Source organism: Hydrogenophaga sp. GW823-FHT04C09, from assembly GCF_058796355.1.
Genome location: NZ_JBXAIO010000008.1, coordinates 63,439 through 80,637, shown reverse-complemented (window position 1 = coordinate 80,637; position 17,199 = coordinate 63,439). Strand labels below are relative to the sequence as shown.

At 70.7% G+C, this 17,199-nt stretch carries 14 protein-coding genes; 8 read left to right on the top strand and 6 right to left on the bottom strand.

The genetic code is table 11. The annotated features are described in order from the left end of the window. Positions 1-2: 2 nt before the first annotated feature. The 3 genes from AC1Q9M_RS20515 to AC1Q9M_RS20505 form a co-directional block, all read right to left on the bottom strand. Positions 3-845, bottom strand: a complete 843-nt coding sequence (locus AC1Q9M_RS20515) for an ABC transporter permease (RefSeq protein ID WP_382153757.1) — start codon at positions 843-845, stop codon at positions 3-5. Continuing rightward, positions 842-1,987 (bottom strand): ABC transporter ATP-binding protein, encoded by a 1,146-nt coding sequence (locus tag AC1Q9M_RS20510; RefSeq protein WP_492435501.1) that lies wholly within the window; start codon positions 1,985-1,987, stop codon positions 842-844. The genes AC1Q9M_RS20515 and AC1Q9M_RS20510 overlap by 4 nt, the downstream gene beginning before the upstream one ends. A gap of 104 nt (positions 1,988-2,091) precedes the next feature. Further along, complete coding sequence (locus AC1Q9M_RS20505) at positions 2,092-3,141, bottom strand: extracellular solute-binding protein (protein ID WP_492435499.1); 1,050 nt, start codon at positions 3,139-3,141, stop codon at positions 2,092-2,094. A 393-nt stretch (positions 3,142-3,534) separates the two neighbouring features. Between AC1Q9M_RS20505 and AC1Q9M_RS20500 the strand changes: the two genes are divergently transcribed. The 4 genes from AC1Q9M_RS20500 to AC1Q9M_RS20485 are packed head-to-tail and all read left to right on the top strand — an operon-like array spanning position 3,535 to position 8,816. Next, on the top strand, positions 3,535-5,070 hold the full coding sequence (locus AC1Q9M_RS20500; RefSeq protein ID WP_492435497.1) for an acetolactate synthase large subunit: 1,536 nt from the start codon (positions 3,535-3,537) through the stop codon (positions 5,068-5,070). Between the two features lie 15 nt (positions 5,071-5,085). After that, a complete protein-coding gene (locus AC1Q9M_RS20495; RefSeq protein ID WP_492435495.1) occupies positions 5,086-6,576 on the top strand; it encodes a M81 family metallopeptidase in 1,491 nt (496 codons plus the stop codon). 51 nt (positions 6,577-6,627) lie between these two features. Further along, a complete protein-coding gene (locus AC1Q9M_RS20490) occupies positions 6,628-7,593 on the top strand; it encodes a LysR substrate-binding domain-containing protein (protein ID WP_492435493.1) in 966 nt (321 codons plus the stop codon). Positions 7,594-7,616: 23 nt separating this feature from the next. Next, positions 7,617-8,816, top strand: coding sequence for a pyridoxal-phosphate-dependent aminotransferase family protein (locus AC1Q9M_RS20485; protein WP_492435491.1), 1,200 nt, complete (start codon positions 7,617-7,619; stop codon positions 8,814-8,816). Between the two features lie 4 nt (positions 8,817-8,820). Here AC1Q9M_RS20485 and AC1Q9M_RS20480 read toward each other — a convergent pair whose 3' ends face one another. Further along, a complete protein-coding gene (locus AC1Q9M_RS20480) occupies positions 8,821-10,287 on the bottom strand; it encodes an amidase (protein WP_492435489.1) in 1,467 nt (488 codons plus the stop codon). Between the two features lie 254 nt (positions 10,288-10,541). Here AC1Q9M_RS20480 and AC1Q9M_RS20475 point away from each other — a divergent pair, with 254 nt between their 5' ends. The 4 genes from AC1Q9M_RS20475 to AC1Q9M_RS20460 all read left to right on the top strand — a co-directional run bounded on the left by AC1Q9M_RS20475 (position 10,542) and on the right by AC1Q9M_RS20460 (position 15,974). After that, positions 10,542-11,864, top strand: coding sequence for an NAD(P)/FAD-dependent oxidoreductase (locus AC1Q9M_RS20475; protein WP_492435487.1), 1,323 nt, complete (start codon positions 10,542-10,544; stop codon positions 11,862-11,864). Positions 11,865-11,876: 12 nt separating this feature from the next. Further along, positions 11,877-13,202: an aspartate aminotransferase family protein gene (locus tag AC1Q9M_RS20470; RefSeq protein ID WP_492435485.1), complete on the top strand. Its 1,326-nt coding sequence runs from the start codon at positions 11,877-11,879 to the stop codon at positions 13,200-13,202. A gap of 89 nt (positions 13,203-13,291) precedes the next feature. Further along, positions 13,292-14,326 (top strand): 3'-5' exonuclease, encoded by a 1,035-nt coding sequence (locus tag AC1Q9M_RS20465; protein WP_492435483.1) that lies wholly within the window; start codon positions 13,292-13,294, stop codon positions 14,324-14,326. 55 nt (positions 14,327-14,381) lie between these two features. Continuing rightward, positions 14,382-15,974 (top strand): MFS transporter, encoded by a 1,593-nt coding sequence (locus AC1Q9M_RS20460; RefSeq protein ID WP_492435481.1) that lies wholly within the window; start codon positions 14,382-14,384, stop codon positions 15,972-15,974. Positions 15,975-15,993: 19 nt separating this feature from the next. Here the strand turns inward: AC1Q9M_RS20460 and AC1Q9M_RS20455 are convergent, their stop codons facing one another. Beyond that, complete coding sequence (locus AC1Q9M_RS20455; RefSeq protein WP_492435479.1) at positions 15,994-16,380, bottom strand: DUF1090 domain-containing protein; 387 nt, start codon at positions 16,378-16,380, stop codon at positions 15,994-15,996. A 49-nt stretch (positions 16,381-16,429) separates the two neighbouring features. Next, positions 16,430-17,179, bottom strand: a complete 750-nt coding sequence (locus tag AC1Q9M_RS20450; RefSeq protein WP_492435477.1) for an IclR family transcriptional regulator — start codon at positions 17,177-17,179, stop codon at positions 16,430-16,432. Positions 17,180-17,199 lie beyond the last annotated feature (20 nt).

Here is a 17,199-nt window from a genome sequence, read left to right as displayed (position 1 = left end):
GCTCATGCCTGTCCGCGCAAAGCCCGCCGCTCGATGGCCTTGAAGAGCACGAGCGAGAGGAAGGAAATGGCCAGCAGGCACAGCGACCAGGCGGCGCCCTTGTTCATGTTGTAGGTCGACATGACTTCCTGGTAGATCTGCGAGCCCACGAATTTCTGCGTCACGCCGCCCAGCAGCAGCGGCGTGACGATGGCGCCGATGCAGGCCAGGTAGACCACCATCAGAGCGGTGAAGGCCCCGGGCAGCGACAGCGGCAGCACCACCCGGCGAAAGGTCTGCAGGCCGGTGGCGCCCAGCGCGTTCGAGGCCTCTTCCAGGTTCGACTCGATCGCCAGCAGCGACGACAGGATGGAGATCACCGCGAAGGGCATCAGCACGTGGGTGAGCCCGACGATGATCCCGAAGTCGTTGAACATCAGCGGCAAGGGCTCGTCGAGCACGCCGATCCAGGCCAGCATGGCGTTGATGAAGCCCTTGGGGCCCAGCAGGATGATCCAGCCGTAGGAGCGCACCACCAGGCTCACGAGCCAGGGCACCAGCACCACGATCAGCAGCTGGTTGCGCCAGCGGTCGCCCGCGCGCCAGAGCAGCAGCGCGATCGGGTAAGCCAGGAGCACCGCCGAGAAGGAGACCAGGATGGAGGACAGCACCGTGCGGGCGAAGGCCAGCTGGTAGTCGGGCCGGTCCAGGATCTGCTGGAAGTAGCGCAGCGACACCGTGCCGCGCTCGATGAAGGCGTTCGAGAACAGCATCACCACCGAGGTGAAGAACAGGCCGAGCACGATCGCGACCGGCAGCAGCAGCAACAGCCGCGAGGGCGGCAGGCGTTCGGCGCTGGCGTTCACGCGGCCTCTCCGAAGGCCCGGGCGCTGGCACCGGCCAGCGGTGCGTACACGCGCGCCTTGTCCGGATCGAAGTGCAGGTGGCAGGCCGATCCTGGTGCGAGGTCGCGTGGCCGCTGTTCGGACATCACGATGGAAGTCAGGCGGCGCCCGGCGGCCTGCAGGACCAGGCGCGAGACCGGGCCCAGCGAGATCACATCGACCAGTTGCGCCGGCAGCCGGACATGGTGCGCGGGCACCTCGCCGCTGGAGACCACCAGGCTCTCGGGCCTCAGGCACAGCGCGGCCGCATCGCCCACGGCGGGTGTGAACCCCTGCGCGGCCGATGCCGGCACCCTCATCTCACCTGCCTCGGTCTGCAGCGCGAGGCTGGTGCCCACGGCCGTGACGCGGGCGGGCAGCTCGTTGAGTTCGCCGACGAACTTGGCGACGAACAGGTTGGCCGGCGCGGCATAGATGGTGGAGGGGTTGGCCACCTGCTGAACGCGGCCCTGGCTCATGACCACGATGGTGTCGGACATCAGGGTGGCCTCTTCCTGGTCGTGCGTGACGAAGACGAAAGTGGTGCCCAGCTTGCGCTGGATGTCCTTGAGCGCCACCTGCAATTGTTTGCGCAGCTGCAGGTCCAGCGCCGAGAGCGGTTCGTCGAGCAGCAGGATGGACGGCTCCAGCACCAGCGAGCGCGCCAGCGCCACGCGCTGCTTCTGCCCGCCCGAGAGCTGCGCGATGCGGCGCTCGCCCAGGCCGGCAAGCCCCACGATCTCGATGAACTGCGCCACCCGGCGCGCGATCTCGTCCTTGGGCCGGTGGCGCAGTTGCAGACCGTAAGCGATGTTCTCGAACACGTTCAGGTGCGGGAACAGGGCGAGGTTCTGAAACACCATGCCGATGGGGCGGCGCTGCGTCGGGATGCCGGCCATGTCGGCGCCATCGATGCAGATGCGCCCGCGGCTGGGCGAGATGAATCCCGCGATCAGCCGCAGCAAGGTGGTCTTGCCGCAACCGGAAGGACCCAGCAGCGTGACGAAGCTGCCGGGCTCGATGGACAGATCCACGGCCGAGAGCACCTCCGTGTCTCCGTACGACTTGGCCACCGTTTCGATCCGGATGGCGCCGATCTGGCGTTCATTCAATTGAGCACTCACCGCATTCCTGTACTGGTTGGGACATCTGTTGTCCGCACGCAGACCGGCGCTGGCATTGCCCCGCGCCGGCCCGGGCACGGGCCTGGGCCGCCTGAAAGGCGGGCTTACTTGGGGGCCTTGCCCGCCCGCGACATCAACTGCTCGACCTTGTTGATGCGCTCTTCGTGGTGGGTCGAAATCTGCCGCCAGTCCGGCACGTACAGGCGGGTCTTGAGTTCCTCCTGCGTGGTGCCCAGCGACTCCACGTACTCCGGCGGCAGCTTGGCGTTGCGGTTGGTCGGCAGGTTGCCGCCCGCCATCGCGGTGGCGACCTGCGACTCGGCGCTGACCAGCTTGTTGAGGTAGGCGATGGTTTCCTTGCGGTTGCCCGAGCCCTTGGGCGAGACCGCGAGGTAGGAGAGCATCAGCCCGCCTTCCTTGGGGATCACCATCTTCAGATGCTTCATGCCCTCGCGGTTGAGGTGCCAGATGCGCGTGGAGTACATCGGCAGCGCGATGACCTCGCCCGTGCCCAGCAGCGTGTTCACGTGCGCCAGCGAGGTGTAGGTGGTCAGCGCGTTGTCGATCAGGCCCTTGAGCAGGGGCATGCCGGGCTCGATGTTGGCCGCGTCGCCGCCGTTGGCGCGCGCCATCATGGTCAGGTCGTAGGCCGAGCCGTAGACCGGGCGGGTCACGCTGAGCTTGCCCTTCCACTTGGGGTCGGCCAGGTTCTTCCAGGAGCTGAAGTCCTCGGCCTTGGCGAAGTTGGCGTTGTACGCGATGCCGTAGTAGGAGTAGTAGGTCGAGACGCCGACAATGCGCCCGTCCTTGTTGCGCAGGACCGTCTCGGGCGTGAGGTTCCTGACCTCGGGGAGCTCCTCGTCGGTGAAGGGCTCCAGCAGGTCCGTGTCGGCCATGGCGACGCCTTCGAAGAAGGTCACATCCACCACGCTGTACTGCTTGGCGGCCGGTGAGCGCACGGCCCCGGCCGTGTTCGGCACCTCCACCATGCGGGCGGCGATGCCGGTGGCCTTGGTGAAGGGCTCCTGGACTTTCTCGCGCAGCATCTTCGCGCCGCCACCTCCCCAGGTGGCGTGCACGACGTCCGCCAGCAGCGGCGGGGATGAGGCCAACGTGGTCAAGCCAATGAGCAACAAGCTGAGTCTGGCGCGCATATCGATGTCTCCATGTGAGTGATCTGGCCCGCTTCGCAGCAGCGGAGGCGGTGCGTCACTGTCCGCGAACGGGCGAGCTTCTGTAAAGTTCCTTTGCGGGCTGATTTCATAATTATTCTTCATGATCTTTTGCGAGGGCGGCCACGACGCCCGGGGCAGCCTCGTTGTCGCCCGCCAAAAGCCCTTTCTCCGAGGAGAGGAGCTAGGGTTCTCCCCATGTGTCGGTCCACCCCGTCCGAGGCTGCGCGGGCTGCCGGATCGCCCTTGCGCCCACTCGAACATAACTTTTTTGAATCAAATACCTTCGCCCCGGCCCTATCCCCTGAAAAGCGCTGCGCCTAGCATGGCGGCGCCCCCCAACCGCGCTCAACCAAGCCCCCAGGAGACCACCACATGAACGGAGCCGAGACCGTCGTCAGGACACTCGTCTCGCAGGGGGTAGACCTCTGCCTGGCCAACCCCGGCACCTCGGAGATGCACTTTCTCGCGGCCATGGACACGCAACCCGGCCTGCGCGCGGTGCTCGCCTTGCACGAGAACGTGGCGACCGGTGCCGCCGACGGTTTCGCGCGCATCGCCGGCCGGCCCGCCTCGACCCTGCTGCACCTCGGGCCGGGTCTGGCCAACGGGCTGTCCAACCTGCACAACGCCAGCCGCGCGCTCTCGCCGGTCGTGAACATCGTCGGCGACCACGCGGTGGCGCACCGCCGCCTGGACGCGCCGCTGACCTCCGACATCGAGGCGCTCGCGCGCACCGTGGGCGTGGCCACCCGCACCGCGCTGCCCGGCGCGGACATCGCGGCCGAGACCGCCTCGACCATCGCCCAGGCGCGCGGGCCCGTGCCGGGTGTGGCCACGCTGCTGCTGCCGGCCGACACCGCCTGGTCCGAGGCCACCGAGCGGCCCGTGGCGGCGCGGGCCGCGGAGCCGCCGCCCTCATTGCCCGATGCCGCCACGCTGGACGCGGCCGCCGCAGCCCTGCGCTTGCCCGGCGCCGTGCTGTTCCTCGGCTTCGGCGCGGTGCGCGGCGAGGCGCTGGAAGCGGCCGGGCGCATCGCCGCCGCGACGGGGGCGGCCCTGGTCGGCCAGACCACCAACCCGGTGCTCGAACGGGGCCTGGGCCGGGTCTGCGTGGAGCGCCTGCCGTTCGCCGCCGATGCCGCGCTGCGGCGCCTCGCCGGTGTGCCGGCCATGGTGCTGGCCGGTGCGCGCGCGCCCGTGGCCTTCTTCGCCCGGCCCGATCAACCCGGCCGGCTCTGGCCGCCCGGCTGCGCGCTGGTGGAGCTCGCGGCGCCGCACGCCGATGCGCAGGCGGCGCTGCTCGCGCTGGCCAATCGCCTCGGCGCGCATTCGGCGGCGGGCGTGCGGCGCCACCAGGCCGAGCCGGCGCCCGGCGGGGACAGCTGGATCGGCCAGGCGCTGGCGTCCTCGCTGGTGGAGGGGTGCATCGTCGTCGACGAGGCCCTGACCCATGCGGTGGCCATTGCCTCGGCCACCGCGTCGGCGCCACCGCACCTGTGCCTGCAGAACATGGGAGGCTCCATCGGCTACGGCGCGCCGGCGGCCACGGGCGCCGCCCTGGCCGCTGGCGGTCGCCCGGTGATCACCCTCATCGGCGACGGGTCGGCCATGTACACGATCCAGGCCTTGTGGACGCAGGCGCGCGAGCAGCTGCCCGTGATCACGCTGATCATCGCCAACCGCGCGTACCGCATCCTGGAGCTGGAGGCCGCGCGCATGCAGGTGCACCCACCGGGGCCGGCCATGCAAGCCGCGCTGCACATCGGTGCGCCCGATCTGAACTTCGTCCAGCTGGCCGAGGGCATGGGTGTGCCGGGGCGCCGCGTGCACAACGCCGCGCAGCTGGCCGCGGCCTTGGCCGAAGGCCTGCTCGCGCGTGGCCCCCTGCTGATCCAGGTCGACATTTGAATGGAGGCACCTCCCATGAGCCGAGTCTTCATTGGCGGCATCGCCACCGAATCCAACTCCTTCGCCGCGGTGCCCACCGTGATGGCCGACTTCGAGCAAGGGGGCCTTTTCCATGGCGACGCCACGCGCCACCCGCCGGCGCATTTCACCGCGCCGCTGCACCAGTGGCGCGCGCACGCCGAGGCCGCCGGGCACACCGTCGTGGAAGGGCTGATGGCCAGCGCCCAACCGGGCGGCGTCACCACCGCGCGCACCTGGGCCCGCCTGCGCGACCGCTTGGTGCAGGACCTGCGCGAGGCCGGCCCGCTCGACCTCATCCTGCTCAACCTGCACGGCGGCATGATCGCCGACGGCGAGCCCGACTGCGAAGGCGCGCTGCTGCAGGCGGCGCATGAGATCGCGCCGCAGGCCGTCATCGGCTGCGAGCTGGACCCGCACTGCCACGTCACCGACCGCATGGTCGATCACGCCGACCTCATCGTCACCTACAAGGAATACCCGCACACCGACATCGTCGCGTGCGCCGACGAACTGTGGCGGCTCGCGGCCCGGACCCTGGCCGGCGAGGTGCGCCCCGTGGCCGCGCGCGCCGAGTGCCACATGCTGTCGGTCTGGCACACCACGCGCGCGCCGATGAACGACTTCGTGCGCGAGATGAAAGCCGCCGAGCAGCGCGACGGCATCCTGTCCGTCAGCTTCTGCCATGCCTTCGCCCTGGGCGACGTGCCCGGCCTGGGCTCGCGCATGCTGGTCTATGCCGATGGCGACGTGGCGGCCGCGCAGGCGCTGGCCGACCAGATGGCCCAGCGCATCTGGTCGATCCGCGAGCAGACGCGCACGCGCTGGCTGGGCGCCGCCGACGGCGTGGCCCAGGCCCTGGCGCGCAGCGGCGCGAAGCCGGTCGTCATCGCCGACGTGTCCGACAACCCCGGCATCGGCGCGGGCGCCGACCACACCGAACTGCTGGTCGAACTGATCCGCCAGCGGGCCCGGGGCGCGCTCATCGGGCTGCTGTACGACCCCATGGCCGTGCAGCTGTGCCTGGGGGTGGAGGAGGGCGCCGCGCTGCACCTGCGCGTGGGCGGCAAGTTCGGGCCGCGCTCGGGCACGCCGCTGGACCTGCGCGTGCGCGTGCAACGCATCGCGCGCGACCAGCAGCAGACCACGGTGGCGGGCCAGCGCATGCCGGTGGGCAACCTTGTGCTGCTCGAAACCGAAGAGGGCGTGCGCATCGTGCTCAACGACGTGCGCACGCAGACCTTCCACCCCGACGCCTTCGCCGGCGTGGGCGTTCACTGCGCGGACTGTCCGCTCATCGTGCTCAAATCCACGCAGCACTTCCATGCCGGCTTTGCGCCGCTGGCCGGCGAGATCCTGTACGTGCGCAGCTCGGGCGCGGTGCCGTTCGAAGGCCCGGTCTCGCCCTACCGCCAGCGCGATGGCGACTACTGGCCTTGTGTGGAATGGCCCACGGGATGGCAACATGCGAGGGCCATGCCTTCGTGAGCAGCCGCCACCGCGCTGCGTGGGCGTGAAGAACGAGGGAGACGACACGACATGCGCATCAACCACCGCCAGCTGGAAGCCTTCCGGCAGTTCATGGAGTCCGGCACCGTGACCGCCGCCGCCGAGCGGCTGTACGTGACCCAGCCCGCGATGAGCAAGATGCTCGCGGCGCTGGAGTCCGACCTGGGCCTGACCCTGTTCGTGCGCGAGAAGAAGCGGCTCACGCCCACCGACGACGCGCGGCTGCTGTACAAGGAGGTGCGGCGCCTGCTGACCTCTGTCACCGCCATCGAACGCTTCGCGCAGGACCTGCGCAACATCCGCGCGGGCGACCTGCGCATCGTCACCGCCGCTTCGCTCGGCCACACGCTGGTGGCCGACGCCGTGGAGGTCTTTTCGCGCGAGTACCCCGAGGTCAACGTCGCGCTCGAAACCTCCTCCTCGGTGGGACAGGACCTGCTTGCTCAGAACGTCGACATCGGTTTCTCGGTCACCCAGTTTCATCACCCGGCCCTGCACAGCGCGCCGCTGTTCCACACCGATGCGATCTGCGTCGTGCCGCAGGGCCATGCGCTCAGCACCCGCGAGCGCATCGTGCCGGAAGACCTGGACGGCGTGGACTTCATTTCCTTCCAGCGCGAGAGCCGCATGCGCCACATCACCGACGCCGTGTTCGAGCAGAGCCGCGTGAGCCGGCGCATGCACATGGAGGTGTTCTCGTCGGCCGAAGCCAATGCCCTGGTGTCGCGCGGCTGCGGCGTGGCGCTGGTCGAGCCGATCAACGTGCACTGCGGCCACTGGCCGCGCGTGGTGGGCATCCCCTTCGTGCCTTCGATCGAGTTCACCTTTTCGTGGATGCGTCCGCGCGAGCGCGGCAACGCGCGCCTGAGCGACCGCTTCCTGGAAATCCTGACCCAGCGCGTCGCGGACATCGCCGAAGGCCGTGCCACGGACCTGCCGCGCCTGGCCCTGCGGCTGCCCTCGCGCGAGCGAGCGGCGGCGACCCGCACCGACTGAGTTCCCCCTCACCTTCATTGCCCATGCCCGACACTGGCCGCCACTACCTCGCCATTCCCGGACCCTCGGTGATCCCCGACCGCGTGCTCAACGCGATGCACCGCTCCGCACCCGACATCTACGCCGGCGCCCTGCCCGAGATGGTCCCCGCGCTCTACGATGACCTGAAGGCCCTGGTGCGCACGCGGCACCACGTGGCGGTCTATATCGCCAATGGCCATGGCGCCTGGGAGGCGGCGAACACCAACCTCTTCAGCCGGGGCGACGCCGCCCTGGCCCTGGTGACGGGCCGCTTCGGCGAAGGCTGGGCGCAGACGGCGGAGGCGCTGGGCGTGGCGGTGACGCGCCTGGATTTCGGCCTGCGCGGCGCCGTGCAGCCGGCCCGCGTCGAGGCCGCGCTGCGCGCCGACACCGAGCGCCGCATCCGTGTGGTGCTGATGTCGCACGTCGACACCACCACCTCGGTGCGCAACGACATTGCAGCGGTGCGCGCCGCCATCGATGCGGCGGACCACCCGGCCCTGCTCGCCGTCGACGGCATCGCCTCCGTCGGCTGCGACGTGGTCGAGATGGACCGCTGGGGCATCGACGTGCTGGTCGGCGCGAGCCAGAAAGGCATGATGGCGCCCCCCGGCCTGGGCTTCGTGTGGCTCAGCGACAAGGCGCGGCTGGCTGGCCAGTCGTCGGGCTGGCGCACGCCCTACTGGGACTGGACGCTGCGCACCCAGCCCGAGCTGTTCTACCAGCGCTTCGGTGGCACCGCGCCCACGCACCACCTGTTCGCGCTGCGCGCCTCGATGGACATGATCCTGCACGAGGAAGGGCTGGAGGCCGTGTGGCGGCGGCATGCGCGCCTGGCGCGCGCGGTGGCCGCCGCTTTCGAGGTCTGGGGCGCGGACCCGTCGGCCGACATCTGGCTCAACGTGCCCGACCCCGACAGCCGCTCGCACGCCGTGACGACCGTGCACTTCCCCACCCCCATGGCCACGCGGCTGCGCCAATGGCTGCAGGCCCACGCGGGCGTGACGCTGGGCGTGGGCATCGGCATGGTGCCCGAGGGCGATCCCGGGGCCGACGGCTTCCTGCGCATCGCCCACATGGGCCACGTGAACATGCACATGACGCTGGGCGTGCTCGGCGCGCTGGAAGGCGCGATGGCCGCGCTCGGCGTGGCGCACACGCCGGGTGGCGCGGCCAGGGCTGCCTCGGTGCTGGCCGCCTGAGGCCTCAGCGCGCGGGTGGGTAGGGCAGGGGGCCGCCCGCGCCGTCCAGCGCCGGCCAGTGCGCGGCCCAGGGCATCGCGGCCTCCAGGCCGGCCGCGGCGGCGAGCAGCCGCGCTTCGCCGTTCCACGGCCCCACGAGCTGGATGCCCAGCGGCAGGCCGTCGGCGTCGAAACCCGCGGGCACGCTGAGTGCCGGGTGGCCGGTGAGGTTGAACAGGCCCGTGTAGCAATACCACTGCGCGCGCAGCGCGCCCACCGCCACACCGTCGATCACCAGCGGCTCGTTCTGACCCTGGTCCACGCGCGGCGCAGCCGACGAGACGGTGGGCGTGAGCAGCAGGTCGTGCCGGGCCAGCATCACTTCGACCGAGCGGTACAGCGCGCTGCGATCGGCCGGCGCGCGCTGCACGTCGGCCAGCGTCTGCGAGGCGCCTTCCTCCAGCGCCTCGACCAGGGTCGGGTCCATGAGGTCGCGGTGCGTGGCCAGCATGGGCCGCAGGCGGATGTTCTGGTAGGCCCGCATCATGGTGACGAGCAGCTGGCGGCCGTTGTCCACCGGCGCTTCGTGCCGCCGCACCGTGGCGCCCGCGTCCTCCAGCGCCCGCACCGTGCGCTCCAGCGCCGCCGCCATGCCCGCCGAGATGCGTTCGTTGCCCATGCGCTCGATCACCAGCACGCGCAGGCCGCGCAATCCCTCGCGCCCGCGTTGCGCGCAGGCCAGGAAGTCCGGCGCGGGCGCACCGCGCGACCAGGGGTCTTCCGCCGCCGGGCCCGCCGTCACCTGCAGGCCCAGCGCCAGGTCCGCCACCGTGCGCGTCGCCAGCCCGAGGGTGATGAAGTTGGTGAACAGCTCCACCGCGTTCTCGTTCGGAATGCGGCCCAGCGTGGGCTTGAGCCCGAGCACGCCGCAGGCCGACGCCGGGATGCGCGCCGAGCCGGAGCCGTCGGTCGTCAGCGACAAGGGGCCCAGGCCCGAGGCCACGGCCGCGGCCGAGCCGCCGCTGGAGCCGCCCGGCGAATGCCCGAAGTGCCAGGGGTTGCGCGAGTGGCCGTGGCGCGGGCTGGAGGTCAGGGCCTTGTGCCCGTACTCCGGCGTCGTCGTCTTGCCCAGCAGCACGCCGCCGGCCGCGCGCAGGCGCGCCACCGCGACCGTGTCGCGCGCCGGCACGTTGCCCGCGAGCAGGTGCGAGCCGAAGGCGGTCTCCAGGCCGGCCGTCGCCAGCAGGTCCTTCACGCTGAAGGGCACGCCTCCCAGCGGGCCCAGGGGCTCGCCGCGCGCCAGGCGCGCGTCCAGCTGGTCGGCCGTGGCCAGCGCGCCTTCGCCATCGACCCGCGCGTAGGCCGTGATCTTCGGGTCGACGCCCTCGATGCGCTCCAGCACCGCGCGCGTGATTTCGCGGACGCCCAGCTCACGCCGGGCCACGGCCTGCGCGATCTGCGTGGCACTCCATTGGTACAGGGCTTGGTTCATGCATCGATTCCGTGAAAGGTTCCAGGACAGGCCGGGCGCGCTGGCCGCGCCAGGTGCCCGGATCATCCCCGCAGGGGCAAGCCCCAGGCAAATGTTAATTCGCAGCATCTTCATTCCCTGGTGGCATGAGCCGCGCGGCGCGCTGGCGTCCATAACGTTGAGGCATCAACTCCGCGCCAATCGGACTTTGACGCCTCGTGACGGCGGCCTTTCAATAGGCGCATCGCCCCTCGGGGTCCACCCACACGAACCGCATGAACCGCAGCGACGACCTCTTCACCACCGATTTCCGCGCCGAACCGTACTGGTGGAATGAGTTCCGTCCCGCCCCCCTGCAGGGCAGCGATCCCGGGCGCAGCCACGACGTGGCCGTGGTCGGGGGCGGCTACGCCGGACTGGCCGTCGCGCTCGAAGTCGCGCGGCACGGCCTGTCCGTCGTGGTGCTCGAAGCCGGCCTGTTCGGCGACGGGGCCAGCACCCGCAGCGGGGGCGCGCTCAGCGCGGGCCTGAGCATCGGCAAGAGCCTGACCGGCAAGGCCCTCGACTACCCGCCCGAGGTGGTCGACATGGTGGTGGGCTGGGCGCGCGATTCGTTCGCGCACCTGGAGCGCTTCATCGAGCGGGAGAACATCGATTGCCACTTCGAGCGGCGCGGCCGCTTCCTGGGCGCCTGCGCGCCGCACCACTACCAGTGGCTGCAGGCGCGCTTCGACAAGCTGCAGCGCAGCGGCGCGAAAGATTGCTGGCTCATCGGCCGCGAGCAGCAGCGCGAGGAGATCGGCAGCGACTACTACCACGGCGGCCTGGTCTTCAACGCGGCGGCCAAGCTGCATCCGGCGCTGCTGTACCAGGGTTACTTGCGGGCCTGCCAGCGCCATCCGGCGATCACCCTGGTCGATCAAAGCCGCGTCCAGCGCCTGGCTCGCGACGGCAGCGGCTGGGCGCTCGACACCGAGCGCGGCCGCTTCAGCGCGCGCCAGGTGGCCGTCTGCACCAACGGCTACACCGACAACCTCGTGCCCCGCCTGCACCACCGCCTGGTGCCCGTGGCGAGCCACATCATCGTGACCGACGAGATCCCTCCCGCGTTGGCGCGGCGCATCTCGCCCAACGGCCGCACCTTCTCGGAGACGCGGCGCATCATGCATTACTTCCGGCTCACGCCCGATGGCCGGCGCGTGCTCTTCGGCGGGCGCTCGCGCTTCACCACCACGCCTTTCGAACTCAACGCCCGGCTGCTGCACGCCGGCCTGGTGCGCCGCTTTCCCGAACTGGCCGAGGTGCGCGTGGCCCGCGCCTGGCAGGGCAACGTGGCCTTCAGCGGCGATGCGCTGCCCCACGCCGGTGAGTTCGACGGCGTGCACTACGTGGCCGCCTGCTGCGGCGGCGGCATCACCGTGATGCCCTACCTGGGCACACAGGTGGGCCTGAAGATCGCCGGTGCGATCAAGGGGCCGACCGACTTCGACCGGGTGACGCTGCCCCGCATACCCTTCTACCGCGGCAAGCCCTGGTTCCTGCCCATGGTGGGCACGGCCTTCCGGCTGGCCGACTACGTTGATGAAAACCTGCGCTGAACCGGACGGACCATGCCCTCACTCTCCTCGCTCCACCAAGACATCCACGCTGCCCGCGAGGCGCTGACGCCCGCCTTTCTCGCGCGCACGCCGCGAAGCCGCGCGCTGTCCGAGAGCGCGCGCATCCACCTGCCGGGCGGCAATACGCGCTCGGTGCTGCACGCCGACCCCTACCCGGTCTACATGGCCTCGGCCGAAGGCGCGGAATCGATCGATGTGGACGGCCACCGCTGCGTCGACTTCGTCGGCGAGTTCTCCGCCGGCCTGTTCGGTCACAGCGACCCGGTCATCCGCGCGGCGGTCCAGGCCGCGCTGGAACGCGGCTGGGTGATGGCCGCGCCCATCGCCGAGGAACAGCGGCTCGCGGCGCTGCTGGCGGCGCGCTTCCCATCGATCGAACAGGTGCGCTTCTGCAACTCCGGCACCGAAGCCAACCTGCTCGCGCTGGTCACCTGCCGCGCCGTCACCGGCCGCTCCACCATCCTGGCCTTCGAGCAGGGCTACCACGGCGGCGTGCTGACCTTCTCCGACCGCGCCTCGCCCATGAACGTGCCCTTCGACGTGCGGCTGGCGCGCTTCAACGACCTGGACTCGGTCGCCGCGCGCGCGCGGGAAGTGGGGAAGGACCTGGCCGCGATCATCGTCGAGCCCATGTTGGGCGCGGGGGGCAACATCGCCCCCTTGCCCGGTTTTCTCGCCGGCCTGCGCCGCCTGGCCGACCAGGCCGGCGCCTTGCTGGTCTTCGACGAGGTGAAGACCTCGCGCCTGGGGCCGGGTGGCATGCAGGGCCGCGAAGGCGTGACGCCCGACCTCACCACCCTGGGCAAATACCTCGGCGGCGGCCTGCCGCTGGCCGCCTTCGGTGGCCGCGCGGACATCATGCGCCGCTTCGACCCCGCCGACGCCCAGGGGCTCAAGCACGCCGGCACCTTCAACAACAACGTCTTCTCGCTGCACGCCGGCGTGGCGGGGATCGGCACCGTCTACACCCCGGAGCGCGCGGCCCGCTTCACCGACTGGGGCGATGCCGTGCGCGAACGCATCAACACGCAGTACCGCGCCATGGGCCTGCCCATGCAGGCCACGGGCGTGGGGTCGATCCTCTCGCCCCATTGCGGCAGCGCGCCCATCCATTCGCCGGGCGACATCCCGGCCGCCAGCGCCGCCATCGGCAAGCTGCTGCACCGCGCGCTGCAGCTGGAAGGCGTGCTGGTCTGCGCGCGCGGCGACATCTACCTCTCGCTGCCGATGACCGAGGCGCACATCGACCGGCTGCTGCAGGCACTGGCCGGGTTCGGGGAACGGTACCGGGGCCTGATCGAACGGGCGGCCGGGTAGCGCACGGCAGGCGAGGGTCGGCGAAGCTCACGATAATGGGGGCTTTGCGATGGCGCCCCAGTCCGGGCGCCGGGCGATGGCCTTCGTTGATGAACCAATCCAGTTTTGAATTTGACGCGCCGGGCGAGGCGCAACCTGCGCCCGTCCCCGCCCCCGCTCCATCCCGCGCCAGGCGGCCAGCGCCGACAGCGCCGACAGCGCCGACAGCGTCGGCCCTGACGCTGGAAGACATGGCCCGGCGGCTGGAGCAGGACCCCGACTTCCGCGTCCTGCGCCGACTCGTCCCCCTCATGGATTTCGGCCCCCCGCCGCTGGCCGCGCAGGTCCGGCGGGTGCTGGTGCTCGACACCGAGACCACCGGCCTGTCGCACCAGGCCGACAAGATCATCGAACTGGCCATGCTGCTGGTGGACGTGGACCTCGCTTCGGGCCTGCCGTTCGGGCCGGTGACGCTGTTCGAAGGCTTTGAAGACCCGGGCATGCCGATCCCGGCCGTGGCCCAGCAGGTGACCGGCATCAGCGACGACATGGTGGCGGGGCACCGGCTGGACGATGCGCAGGTCGAGGCCCTGGTGGCCCGGGCCGATCTCATCGTGGCGCACAACGCCGGCTTCGACCGCCCTTTCGTGGAAGCGCGCTTCCCCGGCTTCGCGGCCAAGGCCTGGGCCTGCTCCTTCGCGGACATCGACTGGAAGGCCGCGGGCGCCGAGTCGGCCAAGCTCAGCGCGCTGGCGCAGAACCACGGCTGGTTCTACGACGCCCACCGCGCGCAGGTGGATTGCCACGCCCTGCTGCAGGTGCTCTCGCGGCCCGTGGGCCCGCAGGGCCCGGCCACCGGCCTGAACCGGCTGATCTCGGTGGCGGCCCAGGCCAGCTTCAAGCTGCGCGCCACCGGCTCGCCGTTCGAGTCCAAGGACCTGCTCAAGGCCCGGGGCTACCGGTGGGACGGCGATGCCAAGGTCTGGTACTGCACCCTGGCCGACCAGGAACGCCTGGACGCCGAGCTCGAATGGCTCAAGGCCGAGGTCTATGGCCGGCGCCAGGCGCGCGTGGAGATCGAGGCCCTGGACGGCCTGGTCCGCTACTCGGCCCGACCGGGCGTGGTGTCGCAAAGAGGGCTGTAAGAACCCCTTTCCCGGGCGCAGCGGCCCTGGCTTTGTCCTTTACAGTGGCCCCACCATGTCCCAAGCCGACGACGACAGCCTCTCGCCCATCGCTCCCCTGCGTCTGCCGGTGTTCCGCATGTTGTGGACCACCTGGCTCATGGCCAACATCTGCATGTGGATGAGCGAGGTGGCGGCGGCCTGGATGATGACCTCGCTGACCACCAAGCCGCTGTGGGTGGCGCTGGTGCAGACGGCCGCCACCTTGCCCGTGTTCCTGCTCGGCCTGCCCAGCGGGGCGCTGGCCGACAACCTGGACCGCAAGCGCTACTTCCTCTTCACCCAGCTGTGGGTGGCGGCGGTGGCCAGCCTGCTGAGCGTGGTCATCTTCCTCGACGTGATGACGCCCCCGCTGCTGCTGGTGCTGATCTTCGCCAACGGCATCGGCATGGCGATGCGCTGGCCGGTCTTCTCGGCCATCGTGCCCGAGCTCGTGCCCCGCTCGCAGCTGCCGGCGGCGCTCGGGCTCAATGGCGTGTCGATGAACGCCTCGCGCATCATCGGCCCGCTGGTCGCCGGCGCGCTGATCGCCAGCGCCGGCAGCGCCTGGGTCTTCCTGTTCAACGCGCTGCTGTCGATCGGGGCGGCCATCATCATCAGCCGCTGGAAGCGCGAGCACACCCCCAACCCGCTGGGCCGCGAGCGCCTGGGCTCGGCGATGCGCGTGGGCCTGCAATACGTGGCGCAGTCCTACCTGCTCAAGGGCGTGCTGCTGCGCATCTCGATCTTCTTCTTCCACTCCACCGCGCTGATGGCCCTGTTGGCCCTGATCGCGCGCGGCATGCAGGACGGCGGCGCCGGCACCTTCACCCTGCTGCTGGCCGCCATGGGCGCGGGCGCCATCACCTCCACCGCTTTCCTGCCGCGCCTGCGCCGCCGCTACTCGCGCGACGGCCTGGTGCTGCGCGGCGCCGCGGTGCAGGCCACGGCGATGGCCGTCATGGCCGTGACCCACCAGCTCTGGATCGCCGTGCCCGCGATGTTCCTCGGCGGCGCGGCCTGGATCACCGTGGCCAACACGCTCAGCGTGTCGATCCAGATGGGCCTGCCCGACTGGGTGCGCGCGCGCGGCATGTCGATCTACCAGATGTCCATCATGGGCGGCAGCGCGGCGGGCGCCGCGCTCTGGGGCCAGGTCGCCACCTGGACCAGCGTGCCCATCTGCCTGGGCATCGCCGCCGTCAGCGGCATCAGCGCCATGGCGGCCGTCAACCGCTGGATGCCCGACGCCGGGTTGGAAGACGACCTCACCCCCAAGCGCATCTTCCCCGCCCCGTCGACCCCCGAGCCGCCGGGGCATGGCCATGTGATGGTCAGCATCGAGTACCGCGTCGACCCCGCGCGCGCGGCGGAATTCCGGTTGCTGATGCTCAACGAAAGCCGGCGCGGCCGGCTGCGCCACGGCGCCCTGTCCTGGGAATTGCTGCACGACATCAACGACCCGGGCCGCTTCGTCGAGGTCATCGTCGACGAGTCGTGGACGGACCACCTGCGCCGCTTCGACCGCGTCACCGCCGCCGACGTCGCGCTGCGCGACCGCAAGCTCGCCTTTCACCTCGGCGACGAACCGCCGCGCGTCACCCGCTGCCTGATGGAAACCACCGTCTGAACGGCGGCGCGCAGGCCGTTCAGCGCTCGATCGGACGCTCGGCCTCGGTCAGTTCACGGCGCGCCTCGTCCAGCTTGGCCTGGCGCTCGGCCAGCTTCTTCGGGTCGCCTTTCTGCTGAGCCTCGCGCAGGCTCTTCTCGCGCTCGGCCACCTTCTTCTGCGCCTGTCTGATCTCGGCGCCGCGCTCTTTCTCCAGCGACGCGTCGGTGCAGTTGGCCTGGTTGGCGCGCAAGGCCTTCTTCAGCCCCGCCACTTCCTGCTTGCGGCCGTGCTCGGTGGCGTTGGCCAGCTGGGCCTCGATGTTGCGGCGCTTGGCCTGGCAGGCGGAAGGGGATTCGTTGGCGAACGTCGGCGCGGCGAACACCAGCAGGACAGAGACGCTGCACAGGGCGGCGATGGCTTTCATGGGCGGTTCCTTCCTCGGGGGCACGAAGCGGCCATGATAGGCCCGGGCGCTATGGGCCGGCGCCGGCTTTCTGCGAGAGATCCCGGGCGGCCTCCAGCAGGCATTGGGCGATGTGCTGGACCTGCGCATCGTCTACGCGCGCGCTCGGGCCATACACCGCCAGCGAGCCCACCACCTTCGAGCCGGCCGAGAAAAACGGCGCGGCGATCGCCACCGCGCCCCGGATCAGCTCGTCGCGGCTGATCGCGTAGCCGGCCTCGCGGATGCGCACCAGCTCGTCCAGGTAGGCTTTCTGGCGCGCCTTCGGGATGCGGCCCTCGATGTAGTGCAGCGCATCGGGCGCGAACGCGAGAATGGCGCGCCCGCTCGCGCCCAGGATCACCTTCTCGCTGTGGCCCACGCCGCGCTTGAAGCTCAGCGGCTGCGCGCTCGGCATCTCCGCCACGCACACCCGCTCCTCGCCGTGGTGCACCAGCAGCGCCACCGTCTCGCCCGTCTGCTCCCATAGGCGCCGCATCATGGGCTGCGACAGCGTGGCCAGGTCCAGGCCCGAGGTCCACATGTGCGCTAGGTGCGCCACCGACGGGCCGAGCTGGAAACGCTGCGGCTCGCCCACGGACACGATGAAACCGCGCAGCTCCAGCGTGCGCAGCAGCCGGTACAGCGTGGGGCGGCTCAGGTCCACGCGCTTGAGCAGCTCGCTCGCGCTCAGCTGCCGGTCGCCCGCGCGAAAGGCCATCAGGATGTCCAGCGCGCGGTCCACGGCGCGCACGCCTTCGTTGCTCTTGTCGATGCTCATCGCCATCTCCCGGGTGTTGG

Excerpts from the sequence above, each read along its gene's own strand:
- AC1Q9M_RS20505 (WP_492435499.1), bottom strand. The coding sequence starts at position 3,141 with ATGCGCGCCAGACTCAGCTTGTTGCTCATTGGCTTGACCACGTTGGCC.
- AC1Q9M_RS20500 (WP_492435497.1), top strand. The coding sequence starts at position 3,535 with ATGAACGGAGCCGAGACCGTCGTCAGGACACTCGTCTCGCAGGGGGTA.
- AC1Q9M_RS20495 (WP_492435495.1), top strand. The coding sequence starts at position 5,086 with ATGAGCCGAGTCTTCATTGGCGGCATCGCCACCGAATCCAACTCCTTC.
- AC1Q9M_RS20490 (WP_492435493.1), top strand. The coding sequence starts at position 6,628 with ATGCGCATCAACCACCGCCAGCTGGAAGCCTTCCGGCAGTTCATGGAG.
- AC1Q9M_RS20485 (WP_492435491.1), top strand. The coding sequence starts at position 7,617 with ATGCCCGACACTGGCCGCCACTACCTCGCCATTCCCGGACCCTCGGTG.
- AC1Q9M_RS20480 (WP_492435489.1), bottom strand. The coding sequence starts at position 10,287 with ATGAACCAAGCCCTGTACCAATGGAGTGCCACGCAGATCGCGCAGGCC.
- AC1Q9M_RS20475 (WP_492435487.1), top strand. The coding sequence starts at position 10,542 with ATGAACCGCAGCGACGACCTCTTCACCACCGATTTCCGCGCCGAACCG.
- AC1Q9M_RS20470 (WP_492435485.1), top strand. The coding sequence starts at position 11,877 with ATGCCCTCACTCTCCTCGCTCCACCAAGACATCCACGCTGCCCGCGAG.
- AC1Q9M_RS20465 (WP_492435483.1), top strand. The coding sequence starts at position 13,292 with ATGAACCAATCCAGTTTTGAATTTGACGCGCCGGGCGAGGCGCAACCT.
- AC1Q9M_RS20460 (WP_492435481.1), top strand. The coding sequence starts at position 14,382 with ATGTCCCAAGCCGACGACGACAGCCTCTCGCCCATCGCTCCCCTGCGT.
- AC1Q9M_RS20455 (WP_492435479.1), bottom strand. The coding sequence starts at position 16,380 with ATGAAAGCCATCGCCGCCCTGTGCAGCGTCTCTGTCCTGCTGGTGTTC.
- AC1Q9M_RS20450 (WP_492435477.1), bottom strand. The coding sequence starts at position 17,179 with ATGAGCATCGACAAGAGCAACGAAGGCGTGCGCGCCGTGGACCGCGCG.